At 39.8% G+C, this 16,009-nt stretch carries 14 protein-coding genes; 11 read left to right on the top strand and 3 right to left on the bottom strand.

Features of this window, described 5'->3' with window-relative positions; all coding sequences use genetic code 11:
- The first annotated feature begins 26 nt into the window (after positions 1-26).
- Genes porL through porN form a run of 3 tightly spaced genes read left to right on the top strand, consistent with a single transcriptional unit; the run spans position 27 to position 3,279 of the window.
- Positions 27-800 (top strand): type IX secretion system motor protein PorL/GldL, encoded by a 774-nt coding sequence (gene porL, locus AO498_RS01420; RefSeq protein WP_067542710.1) that lies wholly within the window; start codon positions 27-29, stop codon positions 798-800.
- Between the two features lie 37 nt (positions 801-837).
- Positions 838-2,439 carry a type IX secretion system motor protein PorM/GldM gene (gene porM / locus AO498_RS01415; protein ID WP_067542707.1) on the top strand — a complete coding sequence of 534 codons (1,602 nt, stop codon included), beginning with the start codon at positions 838-840 and terminating at the stop codon, positions 2,437-2,439.
- A 27-nt stretch (positions 2,440-2,466) separates the two neighbouring features.
- A complete protein-coding gene (porN, locus tag AO498_RS01410) occupies positions 2,467-3,279 on the top strand; it encodes a type IX secretion system ring subunit PorN/GldN (protein WP_067542704.1) in 813 nt (270 codons plus the stop codon).
- Between the two features lie 13 nt (positions 3,280-3,292).
- Here the strand turns inward: porN and uvrC are convergent, their stop codons facing one another.
- The 3 genes from uvrC to porW all read right to left on the bottom strand — a co-directional run bounded on the left by uvrC (position 3,293) and on the right by porW (position 10,187).
- Positions 3,293-5,098 (bottom strand): excinuclease ABC subunit UvrC, encoded by a 1,806-nt coding sequence (uvrC, locus tag AO498_RS01405; protein WP_067542702.1) that lies wholly within the window; start codon positions 5,096-5,098, stop codon positions 3,293-3,295.
- Positions 5,099-5,259: 161 nt separating this feature from the next.
- On the bottom strand, positions 5,260-7,563 hold the full coding sequence (locus AO498_RS01400) for a penicillin-binding protein 1A (protein ID WP_067542699.1): 2,304 nt from the start codon (positions 7,561-7,563) through the stop codon (positions 5,260-5,262).
- 2 nt (positions 7,564-7,565) lie between these two features.
- Positions 7,566-10,187: a type IX secretion system periplasmic lipoprotein PorW/SprE gene (gene porW / locus AO498_RS01395; RefSeq protein WP_067542696.1), complete on the bottom strand. Its 2,622-nt coding sequence runs from the start codon at positions 10,185-10,187 to the stop codon at positions 7,566-7,568.
- A 123-nt stretch (positions 10,188-10,310) separates the two neighbouring features.
- Here porW and AO498_RS01390 point away from each other — a divergent pair, with 123 nt between their 5' ends.
- From AO498_RS01390 to atpG, 8 genes are all read left to right on the top strand, one after another.
- Complete coding sequence (locus tag AO498_RS01390; RefSeq protein WP_067542694.1) at positions 10,311-10,544, top strand: AtpZ/AtpI family protein; 234 nt, start codon at positions 10,311-10,313, stop codon at positions 10,542-10,544.
- Between the two features lie 37 nt (positions 10,545-10,581).
- On the top strand, positions 10,582-10,965 hold the full coding sequence (locus tag AO498_RS01385) for a hypothetical protein (protein WP_067542692.1): 384 nt from the start codon (positions 10,582-10,584) through the stop codon (positions 10,963-10,965).
- 19 nt (positions 10,966-10,984) lie between these two features.
- The gene (gene atpB, locus AO498_RS01380) at positions 10,985-12,028 is read left to right on the top strand and encodes a F0F1 ATP synthase subunit A (protein WP_067542690.1); all 1,044 of its coding nucleotides are present in this window, start codon (positions 10,985-10,987) and stop codon (positions 12,026-12,028) included.
- A gap of 38 nt (positions 12,029-12,066) precedes the next feature.
- Positions 12,067-12,327 (top strand): ATP synthase F0 subunit C, encoded by a 261-nt coding sequence (gene atpE / locus AO498_RS01375; protein WP_026955099.1) that lies wholly within the window; start codon positions 12,067-12,069, stop codon positions 12,325-12,327.
- 77 nt (positions 12,328-12,404) lie between these two features.
- Positions 12,405-12,899 (top strand): F0F1 ATP synthase subunit B, encoded by a 495-nt coding sequence (locus AO498_RS01370; protein ID WP_067542688.1) that lies wholly within the window; start codon positions 12,405-12,407, stop codon positions 12,897-12,899.
- A 7-nt stretch (positions 12,900-12,906) separates the two neighbouring features.
- Positions 12,907-13,467 (top strand): ATP synthase F1 subunit delta, encoded by a 561-nt coding sequence (gene atpH, locus AO498_RS01365; protein WP_067542686.1) that lies wholly within the window; start codon positions 12,907-12,909, stop codon positions 13,465-13,467.
- 25 nt (positions 13,468-13,492) lie between these two features.
- Positions 13,493-15,070: a F0F1 ATP synthase subunit alpha gene (gene atpA, locus AO498_RS01360; RefSeq protein WP_067542684.1), complete on the top strand. Its 1,578-nt coding sequence runs from the start codon at positions 13,493-13,495 to the stop codon at positions 15,068-15,070.
- 59 nt (positions 15,071-15,129) lie between these two features.
- Positions 15,130-16,002, top strand: a complete 873-nt coding sequence (gene atpG, locus AO498_RS01355) for an ATP synthase F1 subunit gamma (protein WP_067542682.1) — start codon at positions 15,130-15,132, stop codon at positions 16,000-16,002.
- Positions 16,003-16,009: the final 7 nt, after the last annotated feature.

Raw genomic sequence — 16,009 nt, 5'->3', positions numbered from 1 at the left:
CTCAACCTTTAATTTTACAATTTACAATGGCTAGCAAAGGCAATTTCTTTTATTCCAACGTAATGCCCAAAATTTACGGCATTGGTGCATCAGTAGTAATTCTTGGAGCCATGTTCAAGATTTTGGACTGGACAGGTGCTACCTTGATGATCGGTGTCGGGCTTACTACTGAAGCAATCATCTTCTTCTTATCCTCATTTGAGCCTCGCCATGAGGAAATGGATTGGAGTAAAATTTACCCAGAACTAGCAGAAGGTGCTCCTGCCAAAAAATCTAAAGGTGATGATGTTAGTGCAAAACTTGATGACATGCTTTCTAAGGCTAAAATTGGTCCTGAATTGATCGAAAGCCTAGGAAAAGGAATGCAAAATTTGGCTACTTCTGCTGAGAAAATGGGCAATTTGGCTGATGCAGCGGTAGCTACCAACGAATATGCTTCTAATGTGAAGTCAGCTGCAAAAACTTTGGCTGATATGAATGTTTCTTATGGCAAAACCGCTGCTGCATTGACTGAGATGTCATCTGCTTCTCAAGATGCTAAAGCATATCACACCCAGATTCAAACAGTAACCAAAAATCTATCTGCTTTAAATGCTGTGTATGAAATGGAGCTTCAAGATGCTAATAGCCATGTGAAGACTCTTAACAAATTCTATAATAGCATGTCTTCTGCGATGGCCGGAATTACAGAGGCTGGAAAAGAAACAGAAGCATTTAAAAATGAATTAGCTAAGCTTAATCAAAATGTAAGCTCACTAAATAAAATTTATGGCGGAATGCTTTCTGCCATGAAGGGTTAATCTATTCTCTAACATCTAAGCTAAATAAACCATAAAGATGGCAGGAGCAAAAGAGACACCAAGACAGAGGATGATCGGGATGATGTACTTAGTACTAACAGCTTTGTTAGCACTTCAGGTAAGTAACCAGATCCTTCAAAAATTCATTCTTATCAATGATGGAATGGAGCGTACTTCTAGGAATTTTATTACTAAGAATGAGTTTGTAGTAACCAATATTAAAAGCACCGTTGAGGAGCAAGGAAACAATCCTCGAGATGTGCCTAAGGTTAGTGCTGCTCAAGAAGTAAGAACAGCTACTAAGGAAATTTATGCTTACATAGAAGACCTTAAACAAGAGTTGATTACCCAATCGAATGCTAAAAATGAGGAAGGGGCATTCGTTAACTCAGCCTTGAAAAACACTGAAATCCCTGGAAACATGTTTGCCAATAATGGCAAAGGGGATGAGATGAAAGAAAAGTTGAATGCTTACCCAGTTCAAGTTTCTCAAATTTTGGAGAAGATTGGCTTAACTGGAATTACATTCAAACCAATCGCTTTGGACGCTAAAGATATTGAGATTTTCGCCAATGACACCGAGGCTAGAGCTAAGTCTTTTACTAACCTAAACTTTGTAAAATCACCAGTTGGGGCAGTTATCGCCTTGCTTTCGCAATTCCAAAATGAAGTTTTGAATATTGAAAGTGAAGCATTGACAGCAATTACTAATTCAATCGGCTCTTTTTACTTTAAGGCAGATATTCTAAAAGGTCAAATTGCAGCTAAGTCAAACGTTGTAGCAGCTGGGACCAAATTTGAGGCTGATATGTTCATAGCTTCTGCTTCATCTTCAGCTTCTCCTACCATGACATTAGATGGTAGAGGTAACGTTCCTGTTGAGGATGGATTTGGTAAAGTTGAATTTACAGTTCCTCCTGCAAGCTCATATGATGACAAAGGCCTTGCTAGACAAGTTCTTAAAGGTCAAATCGTGACCAATGTTGGTGGTGAGGACCAAGTTATTCCAGTAGAATATGAATACTTTGTTGCACAGCCTATTATTAAAGTTTCATCTGAAGTTGTTCAGCAATTGTATGCTGATTGTGCTAACGAATTGTTGATTGAAGTACCTGCTTTGGGAAATACTTATTCACCTGAATTCGCAATTTCTAACGGTCAATCGATCAAAGGTAATAAACCGGGCCAAGTTACCGTTATTCCTGGAGCATCTGGAAAAGTTAACATTGGTGTAAGCAGTGGAGGAAATAAAATCGGAAGTGTTGATTTTGATATCAAACCAGTTCCTGCTCCAACTATTCGAGTTGTTGGATCAAATGGTTCCGAAATCGATCTTAGCCAAGCTCAACCAGTGAATGTTCTAAGCGGCATTAAGGTAGTAGCAAAGCCAGAGCCTACTTTCGCAAGAACCATGTCCAAGGATGCAAACTTTGAAGTAACTGGTGGTGAACTAATTCTTCTAAGAAGTGAAGTTCCTCGCGCTACAGTTCCAATTGGTTCAGGAATGAGATCCTTACTTGAAAGTGCAAGACCTGGGGATGATATTGTAGTTAGAGTTACTCAAGTAACAAGAACCAATTTCAGAGGTAATAAGATTAACTCTGAGCAGAGAGAAATTATCCGAATTCCTATCAAATAATAGGTGTTCGGTTTAAATACCTTACTTATGAAAAGATTTTCTCAATTTCTTCTTTTAGCCATTGCACTTGTATCTGGGATAGTATTCCAGTCACAGGCTCAAGTTGCTACCAGTGTAAACCCTTCGGGTTTTGGAGATAGGCAATTTTCAATGGATACCATTTTCTCAAATAAGCGAATTCGGGATGATGATAAAATGTATCAGATTTCGGTTTGGAGAAGAATTGATCTCCGGGAAAAGTACAATCTTTCATTGTATGGTTCTGGAGACAATAAGTCAAATGGAATTATAAACAACATCTATAAGGCTGTAGTCGACGAAAATGCCTTAGAGGTTTTTCGTGATGAGAATTTCACCCAGCCTCTTTCTATTGCCGAATTCCAAGAGAATTTCTGGCTTTCAGCAAATGGCGATTCCATTTTCGTGAAGCAGCTTTATTATCTTGATTTCAAAGAAGATTTCGTATTTGACCGTCACCATTCTGACCTAGTTTTTGATATTAAATTTGTCGAGTTGGTTATGCCTTCAGTTACAAATGCTAACGCAGGTCAAAAAACGATAGGATTTATTCGATACAAAGATTTTGTGAATTATTTCAAATATCATCCAAGTGCTCGATGGCTTAATTTTCAAAATATATCAAAGAGCTTGACTTATGATGAAGCTTTTGAATCAAGATTATTTAGAAGCGTTGTAAGAAGGTTTACAAATCCTGATGAAGCTTTAATTGCTGATATGGTGAACGCGGATCATCCGGATCCAGAGATGCAGGCTTACATCAATTCGCTTGCTTTTGAATACAAATTATTAGAATTCGAAAACTCTCTCTGGGAGTGGTAAAATAAAAGGGGCTTTAAGCCCCTTTATTTTTTTCTTTCCATTCAATTAGAATTTTTGCTCTATTCAAACCGATTATTTCAGCTAGCTGTTCCTCTGTGGCTTCACTTATTTTTTTTACTGATTTAAAGTGCTTCAATAATCTGTCTGCGGTATTTTCACCGATTCCTGGTATTGAGGTCAATTGTGTTCCGAAGGCATTTTTACTTCTGACTTTACGATGAAAAGTAATGGCAAATCGGTGTGCTTCATCTCGGATTCGTTGAAGTAATTTGAGACTTTCCGATTTTTTATCAATGTGGATTGGATAGGAGTCACCTGGGAAATAAATTTCTTCTAATCGTTTAGCTATCCCAATTATCGGCATTCTACCATATATCCCTAGTTCATGAAGAGCTTCGACTGCAGATGATAGCTGACCTTTTCCTCCATCGATGACCACTAATTTTGGGAATGGTTTACCCTCCTCTATCATTCGTTTATATCGTCTTCCTACAATTTCTTTCATACTTGCAAAGTCATTAGGACCCTCAACAGTTTTGATATGAAAGTGTCTGTACTCTTTGTTTGCTGGTTTACCATTTAAAAAACAAACCATACTTGCAACAGGACTTGTTCCTTGAATATTTGAATTGTCAAAGCATTCGATATGGTCTGGGATTTCTGTTAAACTTAAATCTTGTTGAAGTTGACGAATTACTCGATCCTTTTTATCCTGATTCAATCCCTGCAGTAATGCTTTTTCCTTTTTGTAATACAAGGCATTTTTTAAGGACAGTTCGATTAGCTTCTTTTTATCTCCAATTTTTGGAACATTGATGTTTAGCCCTTCAATCGGATTTTCCAATTCAATGTTTACCAGTACTTCCTCTGCATCGCTTTGAAATTGATCTTGAAGACGAATCAATGCTGTCAGTAACAGCTCTTCTTCGCTTTCGTCTAATCTTTTCTTTAATTCTACATTTTTGGAGGTAATCATTGCTCCATTTTTGACCCTCAAATAATTTACAAAGGCTGTTTTTTCATCTGAAACAATGGTACAGACATCGTGATTAGCAATACTTGGACTAGCGATCAACGATTTAGCTTGATACTTTTCTAAGAGATCAAGTTTTTCTTTCATGCGTTGAGCCTTTTCGAACTCTAAGTTTTCAGCAAAGGTTTGCATCTCTTGCTTAAAGTAAGTTTTTGCTAAGCCTAGGTTTCCTTTCAGAATATGTGTTGCATGTTCTAAATCTTTCAAATAGGCTGATTCGCGTTGGTATCCCACACATGGAGCTTGACAATTTCCAATATGATATTCGAGGCAAACCTTGTATTTACCTTCATCAATTCGGTAGGGTGATAAATCAAGTTTACATGTTCGAATTGTAAAGAGTTCTCTGATCAAGTCCAATACATTATTCATGGCTTTTACAGAGGCAAAAGGTCCAAAATATGTCCCTCGTTTGGGGATGAGTTTTCTAGTCGGAAAAATTCTTGGAAAGTTCTCCTTGGTGATCAATAAATAAGGATAGGTTTTATCATCTCTGAGTAGGATGTTGTATTTAGGCTGAGTTTTTTTGATTAAGTTATTTTCTAACAAAAGAGCATCAAGCTCTGAATCCACCAAGGTGATCTCAATCCGTTGGATTTCCTTCACCATTCTTCTTGTTTTTAGATTTACTCCTGTGTTTTTATTGAAGTAGCTACTTACTCGTTTTTTTAAACTTTTTGCTTTTCCTACATAGATCAATTCATTTTCATCATTGTAGTATTTGTATACTCCTGGGTGGTCAGGTAATGAAAGGTGATCTTCGGGTAAAAATGAGGAGGATTGCATTCTTCAAAATTAGAAAATTCACCCTTTGAAGGGACTTTATTTAGGTTGATTCTTTGGAAAAATGAGGGAATCCTAAGTTAAACTTCAACTGATGTTCCTGATTAGTCAAGAAATTATTGGAGGTAAAAAAAACAGCCCAGTAGGGTTGTTTTTAAGATGTCTCAAAAATCGTTCTTTTTAGCATCGTAGTCAAAATCTGCAAATCGTTGACTTTCCTGCTCATATTTATCACAATCAATCTCAATACTTAATGGTCTCTCTGGTCGAGGGAATGGACCTTTTGTATATCCTAGGGAAGGATCAGCATAAACTTTTTCCATGTATTTCACCCAAATAGGACGTGCTGTTCGTCCACCTTGGCCGGCAGTCCAACTTCTAAAGTGAATAGCCCTGTCATCGCCTCCAACCCATGCGCCTGAAACAAGATCTTTGCTAATTCCCATATACCATCCGTCGGAGGCATTTTGCGTCGTTCCAGTTTTACCTCCGAGTTCATTGCCTTCACGTATTGTCCACGCCACACCTCGACTTGTTCCATCTTCTTCCTCAAATCCTCCCCGAAGCATATATGTCATTAGATAGGCATGTTCTTCGCTCATGGCGGGTTTTTTTCTGGGAGTAAATTGTTGAATGACATTTCCGTTTTTATCCTCAATTCGGTCTATGTAATAAGGTGTGGTATGTTCACCTTTATTTACAAAGGTTCCGAATGCACCAACCATCTCAAACACGGACACATCATTTACTCCTAATGCTAGCGAAGGAACTTCTTCCAAATCACTCGTAATTCCCAATCTTCTGGCGGTTTCAATCACTATCTTAGGACTTAATTTTTTCATCATATAAGCCGTAACTGAGTTGATAGATTGGGCCATAGCCTTCCTGATTGTCATCTTCTCATAAGAAAATTTGCCATCTGCATTGGAAGGGCTCCAAGCAGGCTGGCCAGGAATATAGACCTCTACTGGTTGATCTACCACGGTGTAGCAAGGGCTATATCCGTTTTCAATTGCGGCTGCATATACGAACGGCTTGAAGGTGGAACCAGGCTGTCGTTTTCCTTGCTTGACATGATCAAATTTGAAGTATTTATGATCTATTCCACCCACCCAAGCTTTGATATGGCCAGTATGTGGATCCATACTCATAAATCCAGTCTGCAGGAATTTCTTGTAATACCTCAACGAGTCCATCGTACTCATCAAGGTGTCTACTTCTCCTCCCCATGAGAAAATTTTCATTTTCTTCTTTTCATTGAGCTTGATGTCAATAGAATCCGTTTTGTCACCATAACGCTGCTTCAACAGTCGATAGGCTTCAGTTCGTTTTACAGTGGTTTCAATAAAATTTGGAATCACCTGCCAATTTTCATCAATCCAAGGGTCTCTTTTTCCCATCTCATTATAGAATGCCTTCTGAAGCTGAGACATGTGTTCTTGAACTGCCTCTTCTGCGTAGCGTTGCATACGGCTATCTATCGTGACGTATATTTTCAATCCATCACCAAACAAGTCATAGGCAGAGCCATCGGACTTTAATGTTTCCTTTGTCCATTTGATAAGATCAGCTTTGACTATTTCTCTAAAGTAAGTGGCTAGACCTTGGTTTTGATTCTGAACACGATAGTCAAGTTCTATCGGTAATTGGGAAAGGGAATCAAAATCCGCTCCTGTTAACTTTTCATTTTTGACCATTTGGTACAAAACGGTGTTCCGTCTTCTCAGTGAGTTTTCTGGATTGTAAACCGGGCTGTAGTAGGTAGGCGCTTTAAATAAGCCGACCAAAACTGCCGCTTCTTGAATATTGAGTTCGGCAGGAGTCTTATTGAAAAATGTACGGGCTGCTGTTTTGATTCCGTAAGCATTTGATCCAAACTCTGAGGTATTCAAATAAAGAGTAAGGATTTCATTTTTGGTATATGCCTTTTCCAATTGGGTCGCAACGATCCATTCTTTGGTTTTAATAATCAGTATGCGTAACCCAGGAATGGTGCTTAGAATTCCCTGGGAGGCATCCGTTCTTGTTTTGAACAAGTTCTTAGCAGTTTGTTGACTGAGTGTCGAGCCTCCTCCTGCATCTTGTCCTAGGAGAATGGATTTAACAAAAACCCGGATCATGGCCTGAAGGTCTATCCCTGAGTGACTTTCAAAGCGTTCATCTTCTGTGGCAATTAGTGCTTGAACCAAGTTTGGAGAAAGGTCTTCATAGTCTACGGGGCTTCGGTTTTCTCTTGCATAGGCCCCTAGAAGGACTCCATCTGCTGAATAAAGCTCTGAAGCCAATTCGCTTTCTGGATTTTCCAAAGCTTTAAAGTCAGGAAGAGAGCCAAAGAGCCCTAAGAAATTGATGCTTACTGCCCAAACAAAAAGAATAAATAGAATTAAACCACCTCCAAAGGCAATCCAGAGGTATTTAATAGCAGTACTGGCCCAAGTAGGGAGAGTTGGTTTGGTATTTTTAGACATGGTTACTTATACATACTTCGGAAGAATGCTCGGTATTCTTCGAGATTTTTGGACTTGTTGAGCGTTTGGAAGTTTTCGATCGAAATAAAGAAGGCTTGATTTTTCAGGTCTTCGCTAATTCCATTCGATTTAAATTCCTCCATGAATTTTTGATAGTATTCCAACGCTTTTTCAGCATTGGCAAATGGACTGATTATGTAAATGGAAGTTTGCGCATTCATCGTCATATTTCCAGTCCTTAGTCTAGCATTGGTGAAATTCGAGGCGTGGAAATTTTCTAAATCTCCTAGCAAATTTTTGGCCGCTTCTGCCTCGGTTGGAGATAGTGCAATTACAAAAATATGAGTTTGTGTCTCGTTTACCTTGTAAGGCGAATCTACAGGTATCTCAGGTTTTTGATTTTCAGAAATATTTTCTTCAGCATTTGCCAGAGAATCGGTTTCAATTGGCTCTTCGGGGGTTAATGCCACTAATTCCTCCTCAGTCAGTAGAGGTTGCAACATTTTTTTTGCGAGAGTTACGAGTTGATCCTCTTCTGTATTTTGGATATAGGCTTCTAATCTGGATTTAAATCGCTCTTTGGCCTCTAATTTTCCAGTGACCATGATATCCAAAAGCAAAAGCCTTTCGGTATTTCTTGTTAAAGGGTATTCCTCAAGAGTACTCAGGATGAAGGATCTTGCTTCAGAATATTGCCCAGAATAGTAGGCATTGTAAGCCAATTCATAATTTTTTGAGGATTCTAAATAGGCCATATTTCCAGATGCAGCATCGGGATTGTTTACAAAAAAGGTATAAGGAGAATCCGGAAATTCTCGGTTTAACCTGCCGATATATTGGGAGAAATTCCCGGAGTTTTCTTTTTGCCCGAGGTAAAGCAGGTAATACGCTTCAGGCTTTTTGACTGTTTCGGGATATAGAAAAATTAGATTTTCTAGGCTTTCAATACTTTGAGAAGTTTCTTTTAAGTCAAAAAAGAGGAGCTTCCCTAGTTCAAAATAAGATTCCTCCAGCTGTTGATTGGCTACTTGAAGTTTTTCAGGGGTATTTGGAATGGTTTCTAAAAGACTTTCTGCACTTGGCAAATCTGCCAAAACTGAATTTTCAGGATTTTCGAGTCCCTCTCCTCCAGTTACATTTCCAGTCGATTGCCCAGAGGTCTGAAATATAGCGGATCTCCTTCTCCAATTATCCTGAAGGGGTCGGTTGCCCCAAGTCCTTACAAAATCTAAAGTTCCTTGTTGGACGGCATTCCCATTATCAAAATAAAACGAAGAACCTCCATCTCTTCCACTGAAAGCAAGAAGATTATCAAAAATGCTAGAGGACTTAGGTTGATTTTCCGCTGCCGCAAGCTTTAGCAATCGTTCTTCTTCAGAAGCAATGTAGGCATTAGCCCATGCCAAGCGTTCGGAATCTGAAAGTGAAGCCAACCTGATTAAACTATCATTAAGTTCTATTCTTTCGACATGAAATACGTATTGATCAAGAACTTCTTTTCTGGCACTTAATTCTTCAGCATCGGGACTTTCGGGTTTGATGAAGGTCAGCGCACTGTCTAGGTAATATTTGGTGGCTCGATAATCTTTAAATTCATCCAGACTGATTTCTGCAAGTTTTTCATAGATATACCCTTTGAGTCTAGGGCTTGAGCCTGGTTCTTTTGCAGCCTGATGAAGTAGGTCTAAGGTGAGAGGAATATCTCCTTGCTTCAATTCAAACAATGCTTTTTCGTAGACCACAACGTCTTTCAGATCCTTGTTTTTGGGATCTTTATAAAGATCATCATAATAGTTGCGCACTTTGCGAAGATCCTTACTTGCATTAAGTTCTGCCACCTGTTGGGCAAAAAGCATCGCGAAAAAGCTGCGTTCATAGGGAGGATTTCCATCTAGGGACTTTCGATAAAAATCATAAGCCAAGGCATCCAAACCAGCTCGTTGATAATATTGGGCAAGGATAAAATTAAGGCGAGAAAGTTCCTTGTTATCATCAGCATATTCAATGGCTCGATCCAAAGCTCCAATTACTCCATTAGCATCTGTTCTTGACTCGTAATAGTAGGCCAGAGTCTTAAATAAATCGTAGCGATTTTCATCATTGATTTCTGTTTCCTTGGAAAGATAGTCGATGGTAAAGTTGGCGTCCTCGTAATTTTTTTCATCGATATATAGTCGAAGAAGGCTAATCAAAGCTCGATGTCTTAGGTCTTTGTCCTTGCTCGTGGAATTAACATACTTGAAGGCGTTTTTGGCGTCATCCCGTTGGGATTGGATATAATCAATCTTTCCGATGAGAAAATAACTATCGTCCACCCATTTTGAAATTCTATGCCAATCGATGGCTTTTGAAGCTAGTTCTCGGGCAGAGTCTAATCTGGATTTATTTTGGGTGACAGTGGCGGAGTCGATGGGAATAAAAATTGGAAGGACTTGGGTGTAATCTTCCTTGTAATTTGCCCGAACTTGATTTTCAACTTCCCTGATTTTGTAATCCGTTAGGTAGTAAGCATTGAAGTGAGAAGTCAAATTATGGAATGCCCGATTGGTAAATGTATTTCGTTCTGAGGAGCAGCCAACAGATAGAATTAAGATTAACCAAACTAAGACGTGACGTTTGTTCATGCAGATTTAGAAAAATGCTATGCCAAATTAGGGTTTATTCGGATACTTACCGAACGAAAACCAGTCCAGAATATTTGTTGAAGGTGCTTCCCAAGAATCTTTTTTAAAATTTTAACTTGTGATATGGCGAATTCCCAAGAAAATAAGTCAAAGTCCAAAGAAGAATACCCGACCTGGGTAAAGTACATGGGACTTTCATTTCAACTTTTCACAGTAATTGGACTTGGAACATTATTGGGTTGGTGGGTTCAGCAAAAAAGCGCGATGAAGTTTCCGGTTTGGATTTTAGTTTTTTGCTTTGCTTCTGTGATCTTGGCATTTTACCAGCTTTGGAAGACGATGTCACGGGATCAATAAGGAAAATTAAGGTACCTTTGCCTTAAATCTTACGGGCATGAAACTCTTCCAAAATTTCCATCTTCGATTTCTGGTTTTTTCTCTTTTTATTCTAGGAATGGTGCTGATTCTACAGCAGTTTTTGGGACATATCATTTCACCCAGCATCTGGACTATTTTTTATTTTGTAATTATCTTGTCCTATTCGGTAAGTTTTTTTGCGCTTTGGCTTTATAAAAAGTCTCCTGAAAATTTTCTTCAAATCAAGCTTTTGGGCATGGTTGTCCGCATTTTAGCGTCGTTGACCTTCATTGCGGTGATGGTTTGGAAGGGAGAAGAGAATATTATTTTGTTTATCTCTAATTTCTTTATTCTTTTTTTGTTCTACCTCATTTTTGATATCTACACCTTTATTTCTAACTTGCGCCCGATTTCGAAGTAGCCCTCAAAAATACGAGTTGATGACGCGCAAATTTCTGGTTCTAAGTCTTTTACTTTCAGCATTTTTGCTGAATTTTTCAGTTGCAACTTATGCAGCTGGTTCTGAGACTGAGGAAGGCAAAGAAGACCCTACTGGTTTCATCATGCATCACATCAAGGATTCGCATGAATGGCATTTTTTCAATGTGGGCCACACCCATATTACATTACCTCTTCCGGTAATTACTTATGCTTCTGATCGGGGATTGGAGTTCTATTCCTCTTCAGATTTCCAAAATCACGAGACCCACAAATTCGGCGAAGAATACGCTCATAATGGTATTTACATCGATGAACATGAGCACTTGGGAAGGATAGATGGTGGTGCTATCACTGATCTTTCCATTACCAAAAACGTGGCCATGCTTTTTATTGTAATCGCTTTGGTGCTGTATTTAGCATTATCGGCAGCTAGTCATTACAAGAAAAATGGAGCTGTAGCTCCTAAAGGTGCAGCTTCATTGGTCGAGCCAATTGTCATTTTTGTGAGAGATGAAATCGCCCACAAAGCAATCGGACCTAAATACAAGAAGTTTGTTCCTTACCTACTAACCCTCTTTTTCTTTATTTGGGTTGGTAACCTTTTGGGACTTCTTCCAGGTGCAGCAAACTTAACGGGAAACATCGCGGTAACCTTCACCTTGGCAATGTTGACTTTTGTAGTTGTAAATGTAAACGGTAATAAAGATTACTGGAAGCACGTATTTGCAACACCGGGTGTACCAGTTGCCTTATTGCCAATCATTGTAGTCGTAGAGTTTATCGGGCTTTTCACCAAGCCTTTTGCTTTAATGGTTCGTCTTTTTGTGGCGATTACGGCGGGTCACATTGTAATTCTTGCCTTCATTGCTTTAGTGTTCATTTTTGAATCCTATGCGATCGGCGTGGTGTCTACATTCATGGTCACCTTTATCAATATGATTGAATTGTTGGTAGCTACTATTCAAGCTTATGTATTCACGCTATTTACAGCGATGTACATTGGTGGGGCAGTAGCAGAGCATCACCATGACGATCATCATTAATTAGAAATTTCTTTGTTCAATTTATAAATCAAACGTTTATGTTAACTTCTATCTTGTTGTCTGCTGGATTGGCTCTTATGGGTGCTGGTATCGGTGCAGGAATTGTTGCGATTGGCGCAGGTCTTGGTATCGGTCGTATCGGTGGCCAGGCAATGGAATCTATCGCTCGTCAGCCTGAGGCTGCTGGTAAGGTTCAGACTGCCATGTTGATCATCGCAGCTTTGATCGAGGTGGTTTCCCTGTTTGCAGTAGTAGTTTGTCTACTTATTGCATTGAACGCAGGTGGTCTCACTTTCTAAGAACAAATGAATTAGGGATTGGCGCTAGGCCAATCCCTTCTTATTGAACAAAACCGAAATTATACGCTAACGATATTATGGATCTGATTTTACCTAGTTCCGGCCTTATTTTCTGGCAATTAATCGCCTTCTTGGCGCTTCTTTTTATCCTTATCAAGTTTGCATGGAAGCCTATGCTAGCTGCTTTGGAAGAAAGAGAAACCAGCATTGACAATGCGCTTAAAGCTGCAGAGCAAGCTCGTACTGAGATGGCTTCTTTGAAAGCTGAAAATGAAAAACTTTTGCAAGAAGCAAGATTGGAAAGAGATACAATTTTGAAAAGGGCTCAGGATGTTTCTGCTAAAATGATTGAAGACGCTAAAACCGAAGCTGGAAAGCAAGGTGCGCTAATGATCGAAAATGCAAAAGCTGTAATTGAAACAGAAAAGAAAGCTGCTTTGACTGAGGTGAAAAATCAGGTGGCTATGTTGACTTTGGAAGTGACCGAGAAATTATTGAGAAAAAATCTCGCTGACGAAAAAGCTCAAAAAGAACTTGTGGACGAATTCATTAAAGATCTTAAGCTAAACTAATCTCTCCATGTCAAACCATAGAGTAGCTTCCCGCTATGCCAAATCTCTCCTGGAATTGTCCATAGAACAGGGCATTTTGGAAGAAGTATATGCGGATTTTCAATCTTTGGCAGCCATGGGGAAAGCCAATCGGGAATTAGGTCTTGTACTTAGTAATCCAGTTTTGACTTCAGATAAGAAATTGAAAGTACTCAAAGCTCTTTTTGCCAAAGGTGCTAGCAAATTAACTCTCCCATTCTTTGAGATAGTATCCAGAAAAAACAGAGAAAACATCCTCTTGGATATCGCCAAAGAATTGGTTGCACAATACAATCTTCATAAATCAATCCAAGTTGCTGAGGTAACTACTACATCCGCCTTAACAGAAGAGCAACGCAAACAGTTGGTAGAGGTAGTTAAGTCGATCAGTGGAATGAAGGAAGTACAACTTGAAGAAAAGATCAATCCCTCGTTGATTGGTGGCTTTATTCTGAAAGTTAATGACCGTCAGCTGGACGAGTCACTAAGTAGCAAACTGAAGGCTCTACGTGTTCAGTTTTCTCAAAATCATTACGAAAAACAATTTTAACGAATATATCTAATCGTATCATATCATGGCAGAAGTAAGACCTGATGAAGTTTCGGCCATCTTGAGAGAGCAACTCTCCGGTGCCAGAACCGAAGCCGAACTAGAAGAAGTGGGTACCGTCCTCCAAGTAGGTGACGGGGTAGCCCGTATCTATGGACTTTCAAAGGCTCAGGCTGGTGAATTGCTGGAGTTTGACAATGGTCTGAAAGCAATGGTACTTAACCTCGAAGAGGATAATGTAGGTGCCGTACTTTTCGGAGACTCCAAAGAAATCAAAGAAGGTGATACCGTAAAGCGTACCAAGAAAATCGCATCTATCCAAGCTGGAGAAGGAATGCTTGGCCGTGTTGTGGATACCTTGGGTAACCCTATCGATGGTAAAGGTCCTATCACTGGTGACCTTTATGAAATGCCTTTGGAGCGTAAAGCCCCTGGTGTAATCTATCGTCAGCCAGTTACTGAACCTCTTCAAACAGGTATCAAATCTATCGATGCGATGATTCCTATTGGTCGCGGTCAACGGGAATTGGTAATCGGTGACCGTCAGACTGGTAAAACTGCGGTAGTAATCGATACGATTCTTAACCAAAAAGAATTTTACGACAAGGGTGAGCCTGTATTTTGTATCTATGTAGCAGTAGGTCAAAAGGCTTCTACAGTAGCTGGTGTTGTGGCTGCTTTGGAAAAAGGTGGAGCTCTTCCATATACAGTAGTCGTTTCGGCTGCTGCCTCTGATCCTGCTCCAATGCAGTTCTTTGCTCCGTTTACTGGTGCTGCAATTGGTGAATTTTTCCGTGATACTGGACGTCCTGCTTTGGTGGTTTATGATGACCTTTCCAAGCAAGCTGTAGCTTACCGTGAAGTTTCTCTTCTATTGAGAAGACCTCCAGGACGTGAAGCATACCCAGGTGACGTATTCTACCTTCACTCAAGATTATTGGAAAGAGCCGCGAAAATCAATAAGTCTGATGCTATCGCTCAGCAGATGAATGATCTTCCTGAGTCCATCCGTCCTTTGGTAAAAGGTGGTGGTTCTTTGACCGCCCTTCCGATCATCGAGACTCAAGCTGGTGACGTTTCTGCTTATATCCCGACCAACGTGATCTCCATTACAGACGGTCAGATTTTCTTGGAAACCAACCTTTTCAACTCTGGTATTCGTCCTGCGATCAACGTAGGTATCTCAGTATCTCGAGTGGGTGGTAACGCACAGATCAAGTCCATGAAGAAAGTGGCAGGTACCTTGAAATTGGATCAGGCTCAGTTCCGTGAATTGGAAGCGTTTGCCAAGTTCGGGTCAGACCTAGATGCTTCTACCAAGCGTACTATCGAACGAGGTCGCCGTAACCAAGAAATCTTGAAGCAGCCTCAATACTCTCCAGTTTCTGTGGCGCATCAAGTAGCAATCATTTATGCTTCTACAAAAGGATTGATGGATAGTGTACCTGTAGAAAAAGCAAGAGCATTTGAGAAGGAATTCTACACCTTGTTAGACGCTTCTTATCCAGAAGCACTTCAATTGATCCTAAAGGGAGATATTGATGGCGCTGGAAAGATCTTGTCGACTGCAGCTGCTGAGTTAGCTCCTAAATACGCAAAGTAATTTGAATTAAATCCCTGCTGAGTTCATCAGCAGGGTAAGTATACCGAACAAAGCAATCGATGGCTAACCTTAAGGAAGTAAAGCAAAGAATCAACTCGGTAATTTCTACCCAGCAGATCACGAAGGCCATGAAAATGGTATCGGCTGCTAAATTGAGAAGGGCTCAGGATAAAATTGTCCAAATGCGTCCTTATTCTCAAAAGTTGACTACTATACTCACCAATGTGTCCGCTTCTGCTGAAGGTGCGGCAGATATTGTGTACGCCCAAAAAAGAGATGGTAAAAAGGTCCTTCTGGTTCCTGTTACTTCTGATAAAGGGCTTTGTGGTGCTTTCAATACCAATATTATCAAAGCGACTAATGCTGCAATTCAAGAGCAATTTGCAGGTGCTGAAATAAGCATTCTTCCTCTTGGAAAGAAGGCCTACGAATACTTCAAAAAATCTTCTCATACGGTGATTGATACTTATTTTGGAGTGTTCCAAAATTTGACATTTGAAACCGTGCGTGATGCGGCTGAGTTTGCAATGAACGGATTTGTAGCTGGTGATTACGATCAGGTGTTTTTGATTTTTAACGAATTCAAAAATGTAGCGACTCAAATCGTTCGAACTGAGCAATTTCTTCCAATGGCACAGCAGGAAACTGAAGAGTCAAATGCAACTGAGACAGATTACATCCTTGAGCCTTCAAGAGCTTATATTATTGAAGAATTGGTTCCAACTTCCTTGAAGATTCAATTCTATAAAGCAGTGCTTGAGAGTAATGCTTCTGAGCATGGTGCTCGGATGACTGCTATGGATAAAGCAACTGAAAATGCCGGTGAATTGCTGAAAGAACTGAAACTGATGTACAACCGTACTCGTCAGGCCGCGATTACCAATGAAATCCTTGAAATCGTAGCAGGAGCGAACGCACTTGCAGGAAAATAATTGCACA

Source organism: Algoriphagus sanaruensis, assembly GCF_001593605.1.
GTDB lineage: Bacteria > Bacteroidota > Bacteroidia > Cytophagales > Cyclobacteriaceae > Algoriphagus > Algoriphagus sanaruensis.
This window is presented reverse-complemented; position numbering and strand designations above follow the sequence as displayed.